10 protein-coding genes are annotated in these 14869 nt (G+C 71.3%); 3 read left to right on the forward strand and 7 right to left on the reverse strand.

The window, feature by feature from the left end; genetic code table 11:
• The first annotated feature begins 21 nt into the window (after window positions 1–21).
• Together ACWD10_RS11165 and ACWD10_RS11170 are read left to right on the forward strand one after the other, a co-directional pair.
• Window positions 22–1257 carry an acyl-CoA dehydrogenase family protein gene (locus tag ACWD10_RS11165; protein WP_451089367.1) on the forward strand — a complete coding sequence of 412 codons (1236 nt, stop codon included), beginning with the start codon at window positions 22–24 and terminating at the stop codon, window positions 1255–1257.
• A 213-nt stretch (window positions 1258–1470) separates the two neighbouring features.
• On the forward strand, window positions 1471–2109 hold the full coding sequence (locus ACWD10_RS11170) for a response regulator transcription factor (RefSeq protein WP_451089681.1): 639 nt from the start codon (window positions 1471–1473) through the stop codon (window positions 2107–2109).
• Window positions 2110–2190: 81 nt separating this feature from the next.
• Here ACWD10_RS11170 and ACWD10_RS11175 read toward each other — a convergent pair whose 3' ends face one another.
• The 6 genes from ACWD10_RS11175 to ACWD10_RS11200 form a co-directional block, all read right to left on the reverse strand.
• Window positions 2191–4152, reverse strand: coding sequence for an ATP-binding cassette domain-containing protein (locus tag ACWD10_RS11175; protein WP_451089369.1), 1962 nt, complete (start codon window positions 4150–4152; stop codon window positions 2191–2193).
• Window positions 4149–5864: an ABC transporter ATP-binding protein gene (locus tag ACWD10_RS11180; protein WP_451089371.1), complete on the reverse strand. Its 1716-nt coding sequence runs from the start codon at window positions 5862–5864 to the stop codon at window positions 4149–4151. Before ACWD10_RS11180 ends, ACWD10_RS11175 begins: the two co-directional genes overlap by 4 nt.
• 69 nt (window positions 5865–5933) lie before the next feature.
• Complete coding sequence (locus tag ACWD10_RS11185; protein WP_451089683.1) at window positions 5934–6056, reverse strand: SapB/AmfS family lanthipeptide; 123 nt, start codon at window positions 6054–6056, stop codon at window positions 5934–5936.
• Entirely contained in the window at window positions 6001–8691 is a 2691-nt protein-coding gene (lanKC, locus tag ACWD10_RS11190) for a class III lanthionine synthetase LanKC (protein WP_451089373.1), read from the reverse strand. The genes ACWD10_RS11185 and lanKC overlap by 56 nt, the downstream gene beginning before the upstream one ends.
• Window positions 8692–8999: 308 nt before the next feature.
• Window positions 9000–10724, reverse strand: coding sequence for an acyl-CoA dehydrogenase family protein (locus ACWD10_RS11195; protein ID WP_451089375.1), 1725 nt, complete (start codon window positions 10722–10724; stop codon window positions 9000–9002).
• 95 nt (window positions 10725–10819) lie between these two features.
• On the reverse strand, window positions 10820–11377 hold the full coding sequence (locus ACWD10_RS11200) for a PadR family transcriptional regulator (RefSeq protein ID WP_451089377.1): 558 nt from the start codon (window positions 11375–11377) through the stop codon (window positions 10820–10822).
• 174 nt (window positions 11378–11551) lie between these two features.
• Between ACWD10_RS11200 and ACWD10_RS11205 the strand changes: the two genes are divergently transcribed.
• The gene (locus ACWD10_RS11205; RefSeq protein ID WP_451089379.1) at window positions 11552–12364 is read left to right on the forward strand and encodes a phytanoyl-CoA dioxygenase family protein; all 813 of its coding nucleotides are present in this window, start codon (window positions 11552–11554) and stop codon (window positions 12362–12364) included.
• 210 nt (window positions 12365–12574) lie between these two features.
• Here ACWD10_RS11205 and ACWD10_RS11210 read toward each other — a convergent pair whose 3' ends face one another.
• Window positions 12575–14869 carry an ABC transporter permease gene (locus tag ACWD10_RS11210; RefSeq protein ID WP_451089381.1) on the reverse strand — a complete coding sequence of 765 codons (2295 nt, stop codon included), beginning with the start codon at window positions 14867–14869 and terminating at the stop codon, window positions 12575–12577.

The following is a 14869-nucleotide window of genomic DNA, read 5'->3' on the forward strand; positions in this document are numbered from 1 at the left end:
TCTCGTGGCCGGAGGTCATCCATGTCTTCTCCCTCAGCCCCGCTCTCCGACACTTCTCAGCCGGAATCCCGTTCCTCCGACGTGCCGCACTCCGCAGGCGGTCTGCTCGACCGGGTACGGGGCCTGCGGCCGCTGCTTCGTGAACACGCGCTGCGAGCGGAACGGGCGGGGCGGATGACGCCGGAGATGGTCGCGGCGCTGGCGGAGTCCGGAGTCACCAAGATGTCCGTTCCCCTTCGGTACGGCGGGTATCAGATGGATTTACGCACCCAGTTCCAGGCACTGAGTGAGATTTCCACCGCGTGCGGCGCCACCGGTTTTGTGACCGCGATCCAGTCGGGCGCCGCGTACGTCGCCGCACTTTTCCCGGACGCGGCGCAGGACGAGATCTTCAAGACGTCCGACGTACGGATCAGCGGCAGTCTGGTGCCCGGCGGGAAGGCCGTCCCTCGGGACGGGGGGTACGTCGTCAACGGCAGGTCGCCCTTCGCCACGGGCTGCCGGAACTCGGACTGGCACCTGATGACCGCGGTCCTCGACCACACCGGTCCCGGTGACGGACCACCGCGAGGCCTGTGGCATGCCATCCCCACCTCCGAGCTGGAAATCGTCGATGACTGGAAGGTCTCTGGGCTCTCCGGCACCGGCAGCAACAGCGTGGTCGCCAAGGACGTGTTCGTTCCCGCGCACCGCGTCATGCCGGTGGACGACTTCCTCGCCGGTTCCTCGCCCTCGGTGAACGCCGAAGACCCCTTCTACCGCGTACCGGTTGTGCTGCTGTTCGTCACGTTGCTGGCCCCGAACGCGCTGGGAATGGCACGTTCGTCGCTGGCGGAGTTCAGGGACCGAAGTCACCGACGGGGCATCACGTACACCTTTTACGAGCGGCAGAACGAGGCCGCGGCCACGCATCTCCAGGTCGCCGAGGCGGCCATGAAGTTGAACTGCGCGGAACTACTGACGGCTGACCTCGTCCATCTCCTTGAGTCGCGGGCGGCGAGCGCTTCCCCCTACACGTCGGAGGAACGGGCCAGGGTCCACGGTCAGAGCGGCTACGTGCTCCGCCTGTGCAAGGAAGCCGCGGAGATCCTGGCCTCGGCATCGGGCGCGTCCTCTCTGCACCTGGACGTCCCCATCCAGCGAAACCTCCGCGACCTGCATGCCCTGAACCTGCACGCGTTCGTGGCCCCGGCCACGAAACTGGAGTTGTACGGTCGGCTCCTCTCCGGGTTGGACGCCAACACACCGTTCCTGTGAGTGCCGGGGTCCGCTTCCCGAGACGAACAAGCACCCCATAAACCCCACGCCAACGGCGTCCCTGCCATGGCCTATTACGCCGCTTGGGCCGCGGACTGACCGTTGCTGGCTGTCCGTCGGCGTCGGGAGAAGGCGGGGCGCCTTCCGGCAACGCTGTGGACAAAAGGGGATACTTCGTGCGGCGTCGTCGGAGTGTCCGGGGCGTGTCGCGTGATGGAGGCCGCGTACGGCCGGGCGGGAGCAATGTTGATCCGTGTTCTGCTCGTCGAGGAGACAGATCTGGTGCGCGGGGCACTGGCTGCCCTGCTGTCACTGGAGGAGGACATCGACGTGGTCGCGGCGTCATCGGGACACAGTCAGACGGTCACGCGGGTCCTTTCGTACCGGCCCGATGTGGTCGTCATCGACATCGACGGCTGTGCGGACGGAGCGCTTGGCACCTCGCGGGAGCTGGCCGCCCGGCTGCCGGAGTGCCGAATCCTGCTGGTGGCCGACTCGGCGACACCCGAATATCTGCGACACGCGCTGGAGTTGGGGGTCGCCGGCCTCATCGGCAAGCACGGCTCCTGCGACATCCTGGCCCAGGGGGTCCGCAAGGTGGCGGCGGGCGAGCGGTTCATCGATCCGGACCTGGCGTTGCTGGCGCTTTCCTCGGCGGAGAGCCCGCTGACCCCGAGGGAGCTTGAGGTTCTGCGGCTGGCGGCGGACGGCACACCGACGCGTGAGATCGCCGAGCGGCTGTCGCTGTCGGTGGGAACGGTCCGCAATCACCTGAACGCGGTCTCCAAGAAGACCGAGGCACGGAACCGTATCGACGCGATCCGGATCGCCCGGGATTCGGGCTGGTTGTAGCGGGGCTGCCCTCGGCCGTCAGGCTCGGCCATCTCCCCGCGGCCGCTCCGCTTCGTCCACTCGTCGGACCGGCGCCGCCGATCAGTGCCGGATGTCGGCCGCCGAGCGGTCCCAGTGGCCGATCAGGTCACGGTAGAGGGTGCATTCGGCCACCAGCTGGTCGTGCGTGCCGAGGCGGCAGCGCGGGCCGTCCATGACGAGGACGAGATCGGCGCGCAGGGCGGAGCTGATCCGGTGGGCGCAGACGATGAAGGTGGCCGGGCGGCAGGCGAAGGCCCGTTCGGCGACCGACTCGGCGGACGGGTCGAGGTGGCACGTGGCCTCGTCAAGGAGGACCAGCCGTGCGGGCGGCAGCAGGGCGCGGACCAGCGCGATCAACTGGCGTTCACCGGCGGAGAGCAGGGCGGGGTTCACCGGCGCGTCGTAGCCGCCGAGGCGCTCGGCGAGCGGGTCCGCGCCGATGGCGTGGACTGCCGCGTCGAGGTCGGGTGTGGTGGCCGTGGGGTGGAGATAGACGAGGTTCTCGCGCAGGGTGCCGGCGAACACGTACGCCTCCTGCGGGATCAGCACACGGGACCGGGACAGCCGTTCGGGGTCCAGAGCCCCGACCGGGACGCCGCCCAGGAGGATGCGGCCGGCCTGCGGGGCGAGCACGCCGGCGATGAGCGCGGCGAGGGTGGACTTGCCCGCTCCGCTGGGACCGACGACAGCCAGGTGGGTGCCCGGCGCGAGAGCGAGGTCCAGATCCCGGACGACCGGTTCGGCGGAGCGCGCGTAGCCGAAGGTGACACCGCGCAACTCGACACCGCCGTCCGCGGGTTGCTCGCCCCCCGGCACACCCGCCACCGCCGTGCGCCACGGACCGCCGTCCCCAGGCTGCCGCGAACCGGCGGCGGTGATCGGGACATCGTCAGGCTCGACACCGCCGTCCGCGGGTTGCTCGCCCCCCGGCACACCCGCCACCGCCGTGCGCCACGGACCGGCGTCCCCAGGCTGCCGCGAACCGGCGGCGGTGATCGGGACATCGTCAGGCTCGACACCGGCGGCTCGGGACGGGGTCGCCCCCGATGCCCCTGCCACCGCCGAGGCCGTCGGCCCTGCCGCCTCCAGGATCCGGCCCAGCGTCACAAGGAGCCACAGCCCGCTCCCGCCCAGCCCCTGCACGAAGCCTTGCAGGGCCGGTTGCAGGCTCTGGGAGATATAGGTCAGCGCGCCCAGGATCGCGCCGGCCGTCACCCCGCCCCGGACCAGCCAGGGGGCCCCGGCCAGGATGAGGACGACCGGGAGCCAGCCGCCGATGCCCAGGGCTGCGGTGCGCAGGGCGGTGAGGCGGGCCAGGGCGCGGGCCGCGGCCGCGGCCTCGTCGATGCGGGCGCCGGTCCGGCCGCGTACGAGGTCCTCGGCACCGCAGGCCACCACGTCCCGCAGGCCGTCGACCACCTCGCTCACCTGCTCGGCGATGGCCTCGTCGGCGAGGACGACCGCCCGCTGGCGGGCGGCCATCGCGCGCAAGGCCAGCAGGAACAGGGTGAGCCCGGCCATGAGCGGCGGCAGTACGAACAGCAGCAGGGCGGGATGCAGGGCGGCCAGTCCAAGGAGCACGCTGACCGCCGTGACCGTGAAGGTCTGCACGAACATCACGACCGCCCCGTACGACTCGCGGGCGATCTCCACCTGTTCGGTCAGCCGTGCCACACCGGCCGAGTCGGCGCTCTGCCCGAGGCGGGCGGAGCGGTGCAGCGTGCCGGTGGTGGCGAGCGTGACCAAGTCGTCGCGGAACGGCTCGACGACGCCGGCCAGTTGGAGCGTGGCCTGCCGGGTGCCCCAGGCGCCGATCAGGAAGGCGCAGGCCATCAGCCCGAGCCAGCCGAATCCCGCGGCGTTGCGGCCGGCGAGGAAGCCGTCGTCGACGGCCCGGGCGACCAGCCAGCCGGACAGCAGCGCGGGCACGGCCTCGACCAGCGACCAGCCGGTGAGCCGGACGAACTCCGCGCGCCGCGTGCGCAGCGTGGAAAGCAGCAGGCGCCGCGCCCCCGGTTTCACCCCGCACCCCCGTCACCGAAGACGGCCCGGTACTCCGGATTCGCCCAGAGGCCGCGGTGCGTGCCTCGCCCCCGGACGTGGCCCGCGTCGAGCCAGACGACCAGGTCCGCGCGGGCGGCCGTAGAGACCCGGTGGGTCACGACGAGTCGCGTACGGCCCGCGAACTCCCCGGCCCCGGTGAGCACCTGGCTGATGTGGTGCTCGGTGACGGTGTCGAGACTGGCCGCCACATCGTCGAGCACGAGCAGCCGGCCGTACGGCAGAGACTGGACGAACGCGCGTGCCAGGCCGACCCGTTGGGTCTCCCCGCCGGACAGCGGGGCCGCGGAGAGCGGGGTGCCGTAGCCCTCGGGCATGGTCCGGATGAAGGCGTCGGCCCGCGCGGCGGCGGCCCCCGCCGGTACCTCCGCGTCCGAGGGCGTCCTCGGCCCGAGGCCGATCGCGTCGGCGAAGGTCTCGCCAAGGAGCACCGGGCGTTCGAAGCCATACGCGACGGCCTGCCGCAGTTCCGCACGGTCCACCTCGTGCAGCGGCACCCCGTCGAGGCGCACCTCGCCCTCGTCGGGGTCGGACAACCGCCCGGCCAGCGCGGCCAGCAGGGACTTGCCGGATCCGGAGCGCCCTACGACGGCGGTCAGCGCGCCCGCGGGCAAGTCCAGGTCGACGCGGTCCAGTGCGGTGCCGGCCTCGGCGGTGCGCACGGTCACCCGGCGGAACTCAAGCCGCCCGCCGCCCCCGGCGGGCAGCCGCGCGCCGCCGTACGCCACGACGGGTTCGTCCAGTACCTCGGCGACCCGCCCCGCGGTGGCGCGGACGAAGGCGAGCCGGTTCACCGAGGCCACCAGCGAACTCACGCCGGTGGCAAGCAAGACGTACTCGCTCGCGGCGAGCATCTGTCCCGGTGTGACACGGCCCCGGGCGAGCTCCAGTCCGGCCACGGCCAGCACGGCGACCTGCAGCAAGGGGACGATCGACGCGTCCCGTGCGGAGACCCGTGCGAAGGCGCGCCACATGCCCAGGCCGTTGCGGTGCAGTTCGGGCAGGGGCTCAAGGATCCGGCGGGCTTCCCGGGCGGTCGTCCCCGCGGCGGTGATGGTGCGGATGCCGGTGAGGGCGTCGACGAGCCGGGCGGCGATCCGGCCCTGCGTGGCGAAGTATCTGTCGTTGAGGTCGGAGACGTCGCGGACAAAGGCGCGGACCACGAGGACGATCAGTGGCAGTCCGGCCAGGAAGGTGACGCACAGCCAGGGGTCGATGAGGGCCAGGGCGACCACGGCCCCGACGGGAGGGACCAGTTCGGTCACCCCCCACACCAGGCCCGACGGCGCGTCGCCGGCCCGGGCGGTGTTGCCCACCAGACGGGTCACCAGGTCTCCGGGGGTGTAGCGGCGGGTGGCGCGGGCGCCCATGCCGAGGACATGCCCGAGCAGGGTGTGCCGCAGCCATGCCGTGGAGCGGGTGTCGGCCACGGCGCCCGCGTAGTCGTCCGCCGCGTCGCACACCACGAGCAGCCCGACGGCGCCCGCGGTCAGGGCCAGCCACAGTGTGGCGTCGCCGTGCCCGAGCACGGCGTCGACGGCGCGGCCCATGAGGGCCGGTAGGACGACGTAGACCCCGGCGAGCAGGAGCGATATGGCGGCCAGGGCGCCGCCCCACGCACCACCCCGCCGGACCGTCGCAAGCAGCAGACGGTCCGCCGCACGTCGGTTCACCGGCCGCTCCCGTCGTCGTACGGTTCGGCGAAGAGGGCGGGGGCACCCGAAGTGCCCCCGCCGTGTCGGTCAGTGCCGAAGCCCACCACACAGCAGGCTCAGGAAGCTGCCCCTGATGCAGCCCTTGCTGGCCCTGCTACCAGGCGGCGGACGGTGGCTGGTCTCCGGCCCGGGGATGGTCAGACCCTGCAGTTCGAGGAGCGACATGTGTTTTCACCTTCTCTCTTGCACTCGCGTGGGGACGGGGAAGGTCGTGAGCGGTCGGGCCCGGTGTCAGGAACGGCAGTCCGGCCGGCCTGGAGTGGAAGGCGGCGCCCAGGGCGAGCAGGACGCCCGCGCCGCCGGTGGCAAGGTCCATGGACAGCCGCATCAACTGCTCGCCGGGAAAGGCAAGCCGGCCGTCGAGCAGGCAGGCGTGGCGGGCCAGACGGCGTACGTGGTCCGCGATCACGGGGTTCCGTACGGCGGCCGTGCCGGTCGGGTGCGCCCGGCTGAGGTGGAGGATCATCCCGGCGACGCCTTCGAACAGCCCGGGTTCGAGGTAGAAGGACGCCCCGGCCGCCTTGCGGATCGCCTCCGCGGCGGTCGCGAACCCCTCGTCCGTGCGGTGGGTCAGGTAGTCGTCCAGGACCATCCCGATGCCCACACTGCCGTCGGCGAGATAGGGCATGGTGCGGAAGCCCTCGTTCAGCTCCATCGACCCGTCCTCGCGCACGAGGCAGCGGCGCAGGTCCTGGCGCAGCGCGGTGGCGGCCAGGTCGAGGAGCGCCGGGTCGCCGCCGTCCTCGTACAGGCGCAGGAACAGCAGCGCGGGCCCGGACGATCCGTGCATCAGCCCTGCTCTCGGGTGGGCGCCGCCGCTGGTCTTCGGCACGCCGTCGGCCGGTCCAAGGCGGTCGGCGACGTTTTCCGCCACGCGGTGGGCGGCGTCCCGGAGGGCGGTGTCCTGGGTGGTGGCCGCGAAGTGCAGCAGGTTGAGCCCGATGCCGGACAGGCCGCCCTTGAGGTCGAGGGCCAGTGACTCCCATCGTTCGCCCAGGCACATGTCGAGGATCTTGACGGCCTCCGCGTGGTGCCCGAGGTGGTCGAGGACGTAGGCGATGCCGTGCATGCCGTTGTAGAAGCCGAGGCGGGTGCCGGATTCCGGGTGGAGTGCGTGCCGGATCAGCCAGTCCTCGTGGTCGGGGTGGCGTCCGGCACCCGTCACATCCAGCGCGTACAGCACGCCCGCCGCGCCGTGGGCCACGTCGAGGCCGCCGCCCGGGACGGTGAACTGCTCGATGTCGCCCGGGAAGAGCCGGTCGTGGCGCTCGGGTGTGGCGGCCGCCAGGATGGCGTCCGTGATGGACTCCCGGGCGCGCAGCCAGCCGGGCCGGTCGGGCTCAAGGCGGGGTCCGTCATCCGTGCCGCTGGCGGTCCCGCCGTCGCCCGTGAGCGTGCGTACGGCCGCGTCGAGGAACGCGCGGGGCACCGGGAACAGCCGTGCGGCTTCCCCGGCGAGCTGCCGCGCCTTGCCGCCGTCGAGGTCGATCAGGCCGGTCAGGGGCATGAACAGGAAGAGCCTCAGCGAGGCAAGGGCATACCGGTCGATGTCGAAGCCGGTGGCGTCGCGCGGCGCGAGGAAGCCCGGGGCGGCGAGGACCTGGTGGCGCGCGTCCGCCACGTCCGACGCGCCCTCGAAGTCGATCAGCACCACGCTGCCGTCCGGGCGGACCAGGACGTTGTACGGGTGTATGTCACCGATCACGATGTCCCGGCTGTGGACCGCCTCGACCGCTTCCTCCACCTGCCGCAGCATGTCGAGGGCCCACGCGGTGTAGTCGGCGAACGATGCCGGGTCCGGGTCGAGCACGGTGAGGGGGTAGCGCTCGACGAACAGCGCGTGCAGGGGGCTTCCCTCGACGAACTTCTCCACGAGGAAGTGGTGTCCGCCCAGTTCGAAGTGGTCGTGGAGCGCCGGGATGCAGGGCAGACCGCGCAGCCGTTCCAGGGCTTCCCGTTCACGCTCCATTCGTTCGACCGCGTCCGCGCCGTCCGGGGTGAGTCCCGCGTGGGGCCGCGCCTCCTTGAGAACGACGCGTTCCTGTGTGCGCGTGTCCACGGCGGCGTACAGTCCGCCGGCGTTGGAGAAGTGCAGCGCCTCCTCGATCCGGTAGGGCAGGTCGGCGACGGTGGTCCGCCGGCTCTCGGCGAGGTGGGGTTCGAGGAATCCTGGCAGCCGCACCCACTGAGGCACCTGGAAGGTGGGACCACGCACATCGGGCACCAGACGCCCGGAGGGATCCTCCACCGCCTGCTCAAGGACGCCATCGGCCGACACGCAGTACCGGTCGGCGAAGGCCCCGTACCTGACGTAGAGCGGACCGGCGCCCCAGCGCAGGTCGCTGAGGATGTACGGCCCTGGCCGACCGTCGAGGACGGTGCCCAGCTCGTTGAGTACGAGCTCGCACTGGGCATCGTCCACGGGGTAGACGGTCACGAACTTCCCGCTGGACCCGCGGTGCGCGTACTTCGCGTTGGCGAGGAACAGGGTGTCCAAGCCGGGCAGGAACTTGAAGGCGATGCGACGCGCGACGCAGTAGTCCCACACCGCATCAAGGATCGTCTGCGCGTTGTCCGGACAGGCCGAGACGTGGATCTTCCAGCCCTGCGAGGGAAGCACCGCGTCGGCGGGCCGACAGACCACCCACTCGCCGAGTTCCTCGCGGGTCCACGACGCCGGGGGCCGGCACCTGGTTTGCCGGAAGCCGCCACGCGTCCGGCCATGGTGCGGAGCGTCGTAGAAATGCGGGTGTGTGAGGCAGTACACCTCATACTGCTTGTCCACGGAAGCCTCCAGCCGACCGTGGTCCACTCCCCGAGTGGGCGGCCTGTAACGGCCGGCCGGCCGGCGGGGCGGGCAACCAACGACGCGGGTTTCAGGGCGCCTTCCGGTGCCTCTAAACCCACGATGACAGAGCGCGAGGGCACGAACATCGTCGGTCTGTCACCTGACGAACGTGAGATTCACACGGCCCGCCTGTGCGCATCTCACGGGCCCCGGATGAAGGGGAACTCGGCGTCCGTCGCGTCGAGCCAGCCCGCCCGCCCCGGCCTCCCGCGGTCCGGGACGGGCGGGCACTGCGCTCCTGTGGGTTACGGGGCCATCTCGTACGTCCCGGCCAGGGCCTCGACACGTTCCCAGACACGCGCCGAGCGGGCGTCGTCGACGACCGGGCGCCGGACCGCGCCCAGGGCCCAGCGCTGCTGTTCCACGGTGGCGGAGTCCTTGCCGTGCAGCTCGACGGCGTGCGCGGAGAAGTCCCGTACGAGGACGGCGAAGAGTTCGTCGAGTACGTCCTCGTCCAGGCCGGTCAGGCGCGCCTGTTCCAGAATCAGCTGTCCGTGCACGACCAGCGCGAACAGCTGGCCGATGGCGAGGAGCAGGTCGAGGTCGCGGCTCTGTTCCTCATCGGGTGCGGCGGTGGTGACGAACTCGCAGAGGGCATCGGCCTGTTCGCGGAAGCGGGCGACGTTGGGCACATCGGCGTACGCGTCGTAGGCGGTGCGCCAGTCGTGGAAGCGGATGGAGCCCAGGCCGCGGGCGGGCCCCTGCCGGAAGAGGAAGTCGTCGTCGGCCGCGTCCAGGCGGGTCGGCACGGGCTCGTACTCGGCCGGGTTCAGGAGGTGGTTGCCCATGAACTTCAGGATCAGGGCGAGGTTGACGTGAACCGTGCCCTCCAGCTTCGGCAGCCCGCGGATCTCAACGGCCGCCTGCGCGAAGTAGTTGTCCTTCTCGAATCCCTTGGCGGCGATGACGTCCCACATCAGGTCGATGACCTTCTCGCCCTCCGTGGTCACCTTCATCTTCGTCATGGGGTTGAAGAGCAGGTAGCGGCGGTCGTCGGGTCCCGCGGAGCGGAAGTAGTCGACGGCGCGGTCGCTGAACAGCTTCATCCCGACGAGGCGGACATACGCGTCGGTCAACTCGCGGCGCACATGCGGGAAGGCGGTGACAGGGCGGCCGTAGAGGATGCGGTGGTGGGCGTGGGTGACGGCCTCGTACATCGCGTGCTCGCAGATACCGATCGAGGCGGTGCAGAGGTTGAACTTGCCGACGTTGACGGTGTTGAGGGCGGCGTCGAAGGCGGCGCGGCCGGTGTGCAGGACGTCCTCGGGAGCGACCGGGTAGTTCTCGAGCCTGAACTCACTGACGTACTTCGACGAATCGACGACGTTCTTCACCAGCTGGTACGCCTCGTGGCGGCTGTCGGCGGCGAAGAAGACGTAGCCGTCGGGGCCCTTGACATCGGTGCGGCGGCCGAAGACGGAGACGAGTCCGGCGGCGTTGCCGTTGCCGATGTAGTACTTGGAGCCGCTGGCCCGGAAGCCGCCGTTCCCGTCGGGTTCGAGGAGCATGTCGGTGGAGTAGATGTCGGCGCCGTGGCTCTTCTCGGACAGGCCGAAGGCGAACACCTCGCCCTGGGAGAGGAGTTCGGCCGCGCGCGTGCGGGCTGCGGCGTTGTCGCTCTGCCAGACCGGGCCGAGCCCCAGGATCGTGACCTGCCACGCGTACCAGTAGTCGAGCCCGTAGAAACCGAAGATCTCGTTGAGGGCGGCGATCCGGGCCGTGTCCCACCGCTTGTCCCCCTGCGCCTGCCCGGCGGCGGAGGCGGGGGTCAGGAAGGTCGCGAACAGCCCTTCCTTGGCGGCGAACGCGAGAAAGTCCGCCAGCCAGGCACGGGAGCGATAGTCCTCGATCAGCCGGCGCTTGCCGCGGTTCTCGAACCAGTCGACGGTGGCGCGCAGCAGCCTGCGAGTCTCGGGGTCGAAGTGCGTCGGGTCGTAGGTGCGCGGGTTGAACAGCAACGGGTCAGCCATGGATGTTCGCCTTTCCGGCTCGGTATTGAAAGGGGGGTTGAAAGCTGGGACTTGCGAGTTGAGGGAGGGCGCTCCGGGCGGCGCGTGGAACCGGTTCAGCTCTCGGGAGCGAGCCGGTGAAGCGTGGCGATCACGTCGTCCAGCCAGGCGAGCGTCATGCGTTCGTACGCGATGCCGCCGCGCAACACGACGTGCTGGAGCTCCTGACCTGCGTCGAGAGTCGGGGGCGCCTCGGGGCCGGTGAAGTCACGCCGCTCCCCCGCGAGATAGTGCGCGAGCCGGTCGGCGTGCGCCTGGCGGTGCCGCTCGACCTCGCGTATCAGGGCGGCCGGGTCGTCGAAGGCCGCGCCGCGGATCTTCACGGCGAGCTCGTGCCGGACGCTCTCCGGTTCGATCGGCTCGTGCAGCCACTGGGAGAGGGCGGCCCGGCCAAGGGCGGTGACGGAGTACTCCTTCTTGTCCGGCCGGGCTTGTTGCGCCACTGCGCGAGCGTCGATCAAGGCGTCGCTCTCCATGCGCTTGAGGACACGGTAGATCTGTTGATGCGTGGCTGCCCAGAAGTAGCCGATAGAGCGGTCGAACCGCCGGGCCAGCTCGTAGCCGGAGCCCGGCTTCTCCAACAGCGAGACAAGAATCGCGTGCTCAAGCGCCATACCCGAATCCTGTTATGCAACTCGTTGCATAGACAAGGGGTGCCGCCAAGCTGAGACACGGCTCACCCGGGCCAGAGGCTTTCTGCGGGACAAGAAGGAGCTCGGTGAGCACCCGACAAAGGCGGTGCGGAGAATGTCGGGTGATCGGGACCGGTGCCGCCGCACGATGGGGGCATGGATGACACGACCTTGGTATCCCGCTTCCTCCGCGACGGCTTCGTGAAGCTGGAGGGCGCCGTCGCACCGCGCGTGGCCGCGGACTGCGCGCGGCTGCTGTGGCGGGAGACGGGCTGCGACCCGGACGATCCAGCGACATGGACGCAGCCCGTACATTGGGTGGCCGGCATGGCGCAGGGGCCGTTCGCCGCCGCGCCCAACTCCCCTGGCCTGCACCGCGCGTACGACCTGCTCGTCGGTGCGGGACGCTGGGAGCCGCGCTACTCGCTGGGCACGTTCCCGCTGCGCTTCCCGCATGAGGAGGAGCCGGACGACGCAGGCTGGCACATCGAGGGGAGCTATCTGCCGGAGGGTGAGAGCTGGTACTTCACCAATCTGCGCTCCCGGGGCCGGGCGCTGCTGATGCTTTTCCTGTTCAGCGAGGTCGGTGAACAGGACGCCCCGACCCGGATCCGGGTCGGCTCACACCTCGACGTGCCGAAGGTACTGGAGAAGTACGGGAAGGACGGGGCGAGCGGGCTCGCCCTTGCGCCCGACCTGGTGACGGCGTCCGACCACCGGCCACTCGCCCTCGCCACCGGCTCCCCGGGCGACGTCTTCCTGTGCCATCCGTTCCTGGTGCACGCGGCGCAACCGCACCACGGGGTGCGGCCGCGCTTCATGGCCCAGCCACCGCTGATGCCGGCCGCGCCGTACGAACTGGAGCGAGCCGACGGCGCGTACTCACCCGTAGAGATCGCGATCCGTCGGGGCCTGGGACAGGACACCCCCGGCCCGGACGGGGACGGCACCGACCACAGCGCCGGGTAGACGTGCTTCATCAGTTCCTGGACCGGGCGGAGAAACCAGTGCCCGGACATCAGAACAACAGCGATCACACATCACCGGGTCGCGAACAACGCCCACATGACGTCACGTCAGCTCGCTACACGCGTGACCACCACCACGAGCATCAGGGCCGCTGCCGCTCCAACTCGCCGGGCGCGCCAGCCTCATCGACTGCCGCGCGGCCGCCCCGCCTCAGGCGATCGCGCTCAGTGTGTCCGCGAGGCGGCGGTGGGCGGCGCGGGCGGCCGGCAGGGCGGTGAGCGCGGCGGCGCCCAGTACCGCCGCGGCGCCCAGCAGGAGCAGCAGCCACGGTGAAGGCGTCCGGGCGATTCCCGCGCCGATGCCGCTCGACCGGCCCTGGGCATCGATCAGCAGGCGGGCGAGCGGCACTCCCAGCGCGGTGCCGACGATGGCGACAACAAGGGCGGTGCCGGCGACGGCCGTTACCGTGACCGCGGTGATCTGGCGTGGGGACAGCCCCACGGCTTTCAGCGCCAGCAGATCCCGCTCGCCCTCCCGTACGCTGCCGCCGATCACCGTCGACAGTTCGGTCAGTCCGATCAGGCCGAGGACGGCGATCAGTCCGAGTACGACGCCGCGCAACGGGGAGAGCCCGGCGGCAGGGTCGGTCGCTTCGCGGATGTACAGGCGACCGTCCGATGCCCTGGTCAGTGCCGCGCCGACTGCGCGCGGGTCCGCGTCGGGGCGCAACTGGAGCCGGTGGAGCGTCGGGCGGAGCCCGGGGTCGTTCTCGCGCAGCGTGTCGAGCGAGGTGGAGATGACCCGGCCGGCGTTCTCCGGCTCGATGCTGCGGCCGACGATGTGCAGGACCTGCGGGCGTCCGCCGACCGTCATCCGTACCCAGTCACCGATCTGCACGTCAAGGAGGTCCAGCAACCCCTGCCCGGCCACCGCCTCGTCGGGCCCCTGCGCCGGGCGCCCTGCCGCCACTGTGAACGGATACGGATTCTCGCGGGTGCCGAGACCGCGCAGCGCGATCGTGCCGGTCTGACCCGGTACGAGCGCCGCCACCTCCACGCCCGGGTGGGCGGCCTCGACCCGGTCGTCGGCTTCGAGCAGGGCGCGCGCCTCTCCGTCGTCGAGTCCCTTGTCGGCACGGGCCGTGAGCGCGGCCGCGGCACCGACCTGTTCGGGCGTGCTCTCGAAGCGTTCGATGGTCGTCCACGCGCTGAGCGCGACCGTGATCAGCAGCAGCGGCAGGGCCAGTCGCGCGATCGTGACCATCGAGCGGGGGCTGCGGGCGAACGCCCGGTGCCAGCCGAGGACGAGGGCCGGCGGCAGCCGCAGCCCCAGCGCCCTGCGGGCCGGACCGGAGAGTCGGCCGCCCGCCGGTGCCGCGGACCGCAGCACCGGTACGGGCGGAACCCGCCCGGCCCGCCAGGCGGCGAGACAGGTGGCGGCGCCGATGAACAGCACCGCGCCGACCGGGACCGCGAGCAGCGCCGGCGCATGGCCGGGCAGTCCCTGCCACATCCGGACCGCGTCGCCAAGCCTGCCCGGGATGCCGCTGCCGAGCGTCTCGATGAGTACGGTCGCCAACACGGTCCCAAGCAGCGCGAACGCCACATGCTGAGCGAGGAAGACACGGACCACCTGGCCCGGCGTGAAGCCGATCGCCTTCAGTACGGAAATGTCCCGCAGATGCCCGCGGATCCGGGTGCTGATCGCGCCGAACACGGCCAGTGCCGCGGCGAGCAGGGCGCCGAGCCCGAAGAGCCCGAGCACCTGGCCGAGCAGCCGGGTGTCGCCCTGCGCCTCGGCGCGCGCCTGCTGCCAGCTGGAGACCTGGGTGACGGCTCGGGCACCGAGCTCGGTGACGGATCGCTGTACGGCGTAGCCCGTGTCGTCGGGGTCGGTCAGCCGCAGCCCCACGACCTGTCCGGTGCGCTCGCCCGCCCGCTCCACGACGGACGGCAGCGCCCAGACGGTGCCGGACCGTTCCCCCGGGCGGTACCGGGGCTCGGCATGGTCCGCGACGCCGAGGACCGTCAGCGGGCGCGGGGCTCCCGGCAGGGTCAGGGTGTCGCCGACTTCGACCCACAGGGCGCGGGCGACACCCTTCTCGAGTACGACGCCGTCCGGTGTGTCGGGGTTGAGCCACCGCCCGGAGTCAAGGAGCGGGCGGCCCGTGGTCGGGGGGCTCTCGTGGGCACCGCGGAGTTCGACGGTGACCCGGGCCCCGCGCGACTCCACCATGGCGGACGCGGTGCGGTACGGGCCCGACACCGATTCGACACCGTCCAGTGCGGCCAGTCGTGCCGCGTCGGCGGAGGGGCCGGTGTGGATCCACACATGGGCACCGTGGGCCCGGGTGAAGACGCGCTGCCAGGGGTTGGTGGCGTAACCGAAGAGCGCGGAAGCGAGCAGCAGCGAAGCGACGATTCCGGCAGTGGCGAGGACGAGGAAAAGGGCCTCACCGCGATGCGTGCGCAGATCGGCGAGCGCCCAGCGCAAGGTGGCTCGCAC

Source organism: Streptomyces sp. NPDC002851 (assembly GCF_053591935.1).

What these genes read in the sequence shown, in the direction of transcription:
- ACWD10_RS11195 (WP_451089375.1), bottom strand. Translation starts at nt 10,724, where the DNA reads ATGGCTGACCCGTTGCTGTTCAACCCGCGCACCTACGACCCGACGCAC.
- ACWD10_RS11165 (WP_451089367.1), top strand. Translation starts at nt 22, where the DNA reads ATGTCTTCTCCCTCAGCCCCGCTCTCCGACACTTCTCAGCCGGAATCC.
- ACWD10_RS11170 (WP_451089681.1), top strand. Translation starts at nt 1,471, where the DNA reads ATGGAGGCCGCGTACGGCCGGGCGGGAGCAATGTTGATCCGTGTTCTG.
- ACWD10_RS11205 (WP_451089379.1), top strand. Translation starts at nt 11,552, where the DNA reads ATGGATGACACGACCTTGGTATCCCGCTTCCTCCGCGACGGCTTCGTG.
- ACWD10_RS11200 (WP_451089377.1), bottom strand. Translation starts at nt 11,377, where the DNA reads ATGGCGCTTGAGCACGCGATTCTTGTCTCGCTGTTGGAGAAGCCGGGC.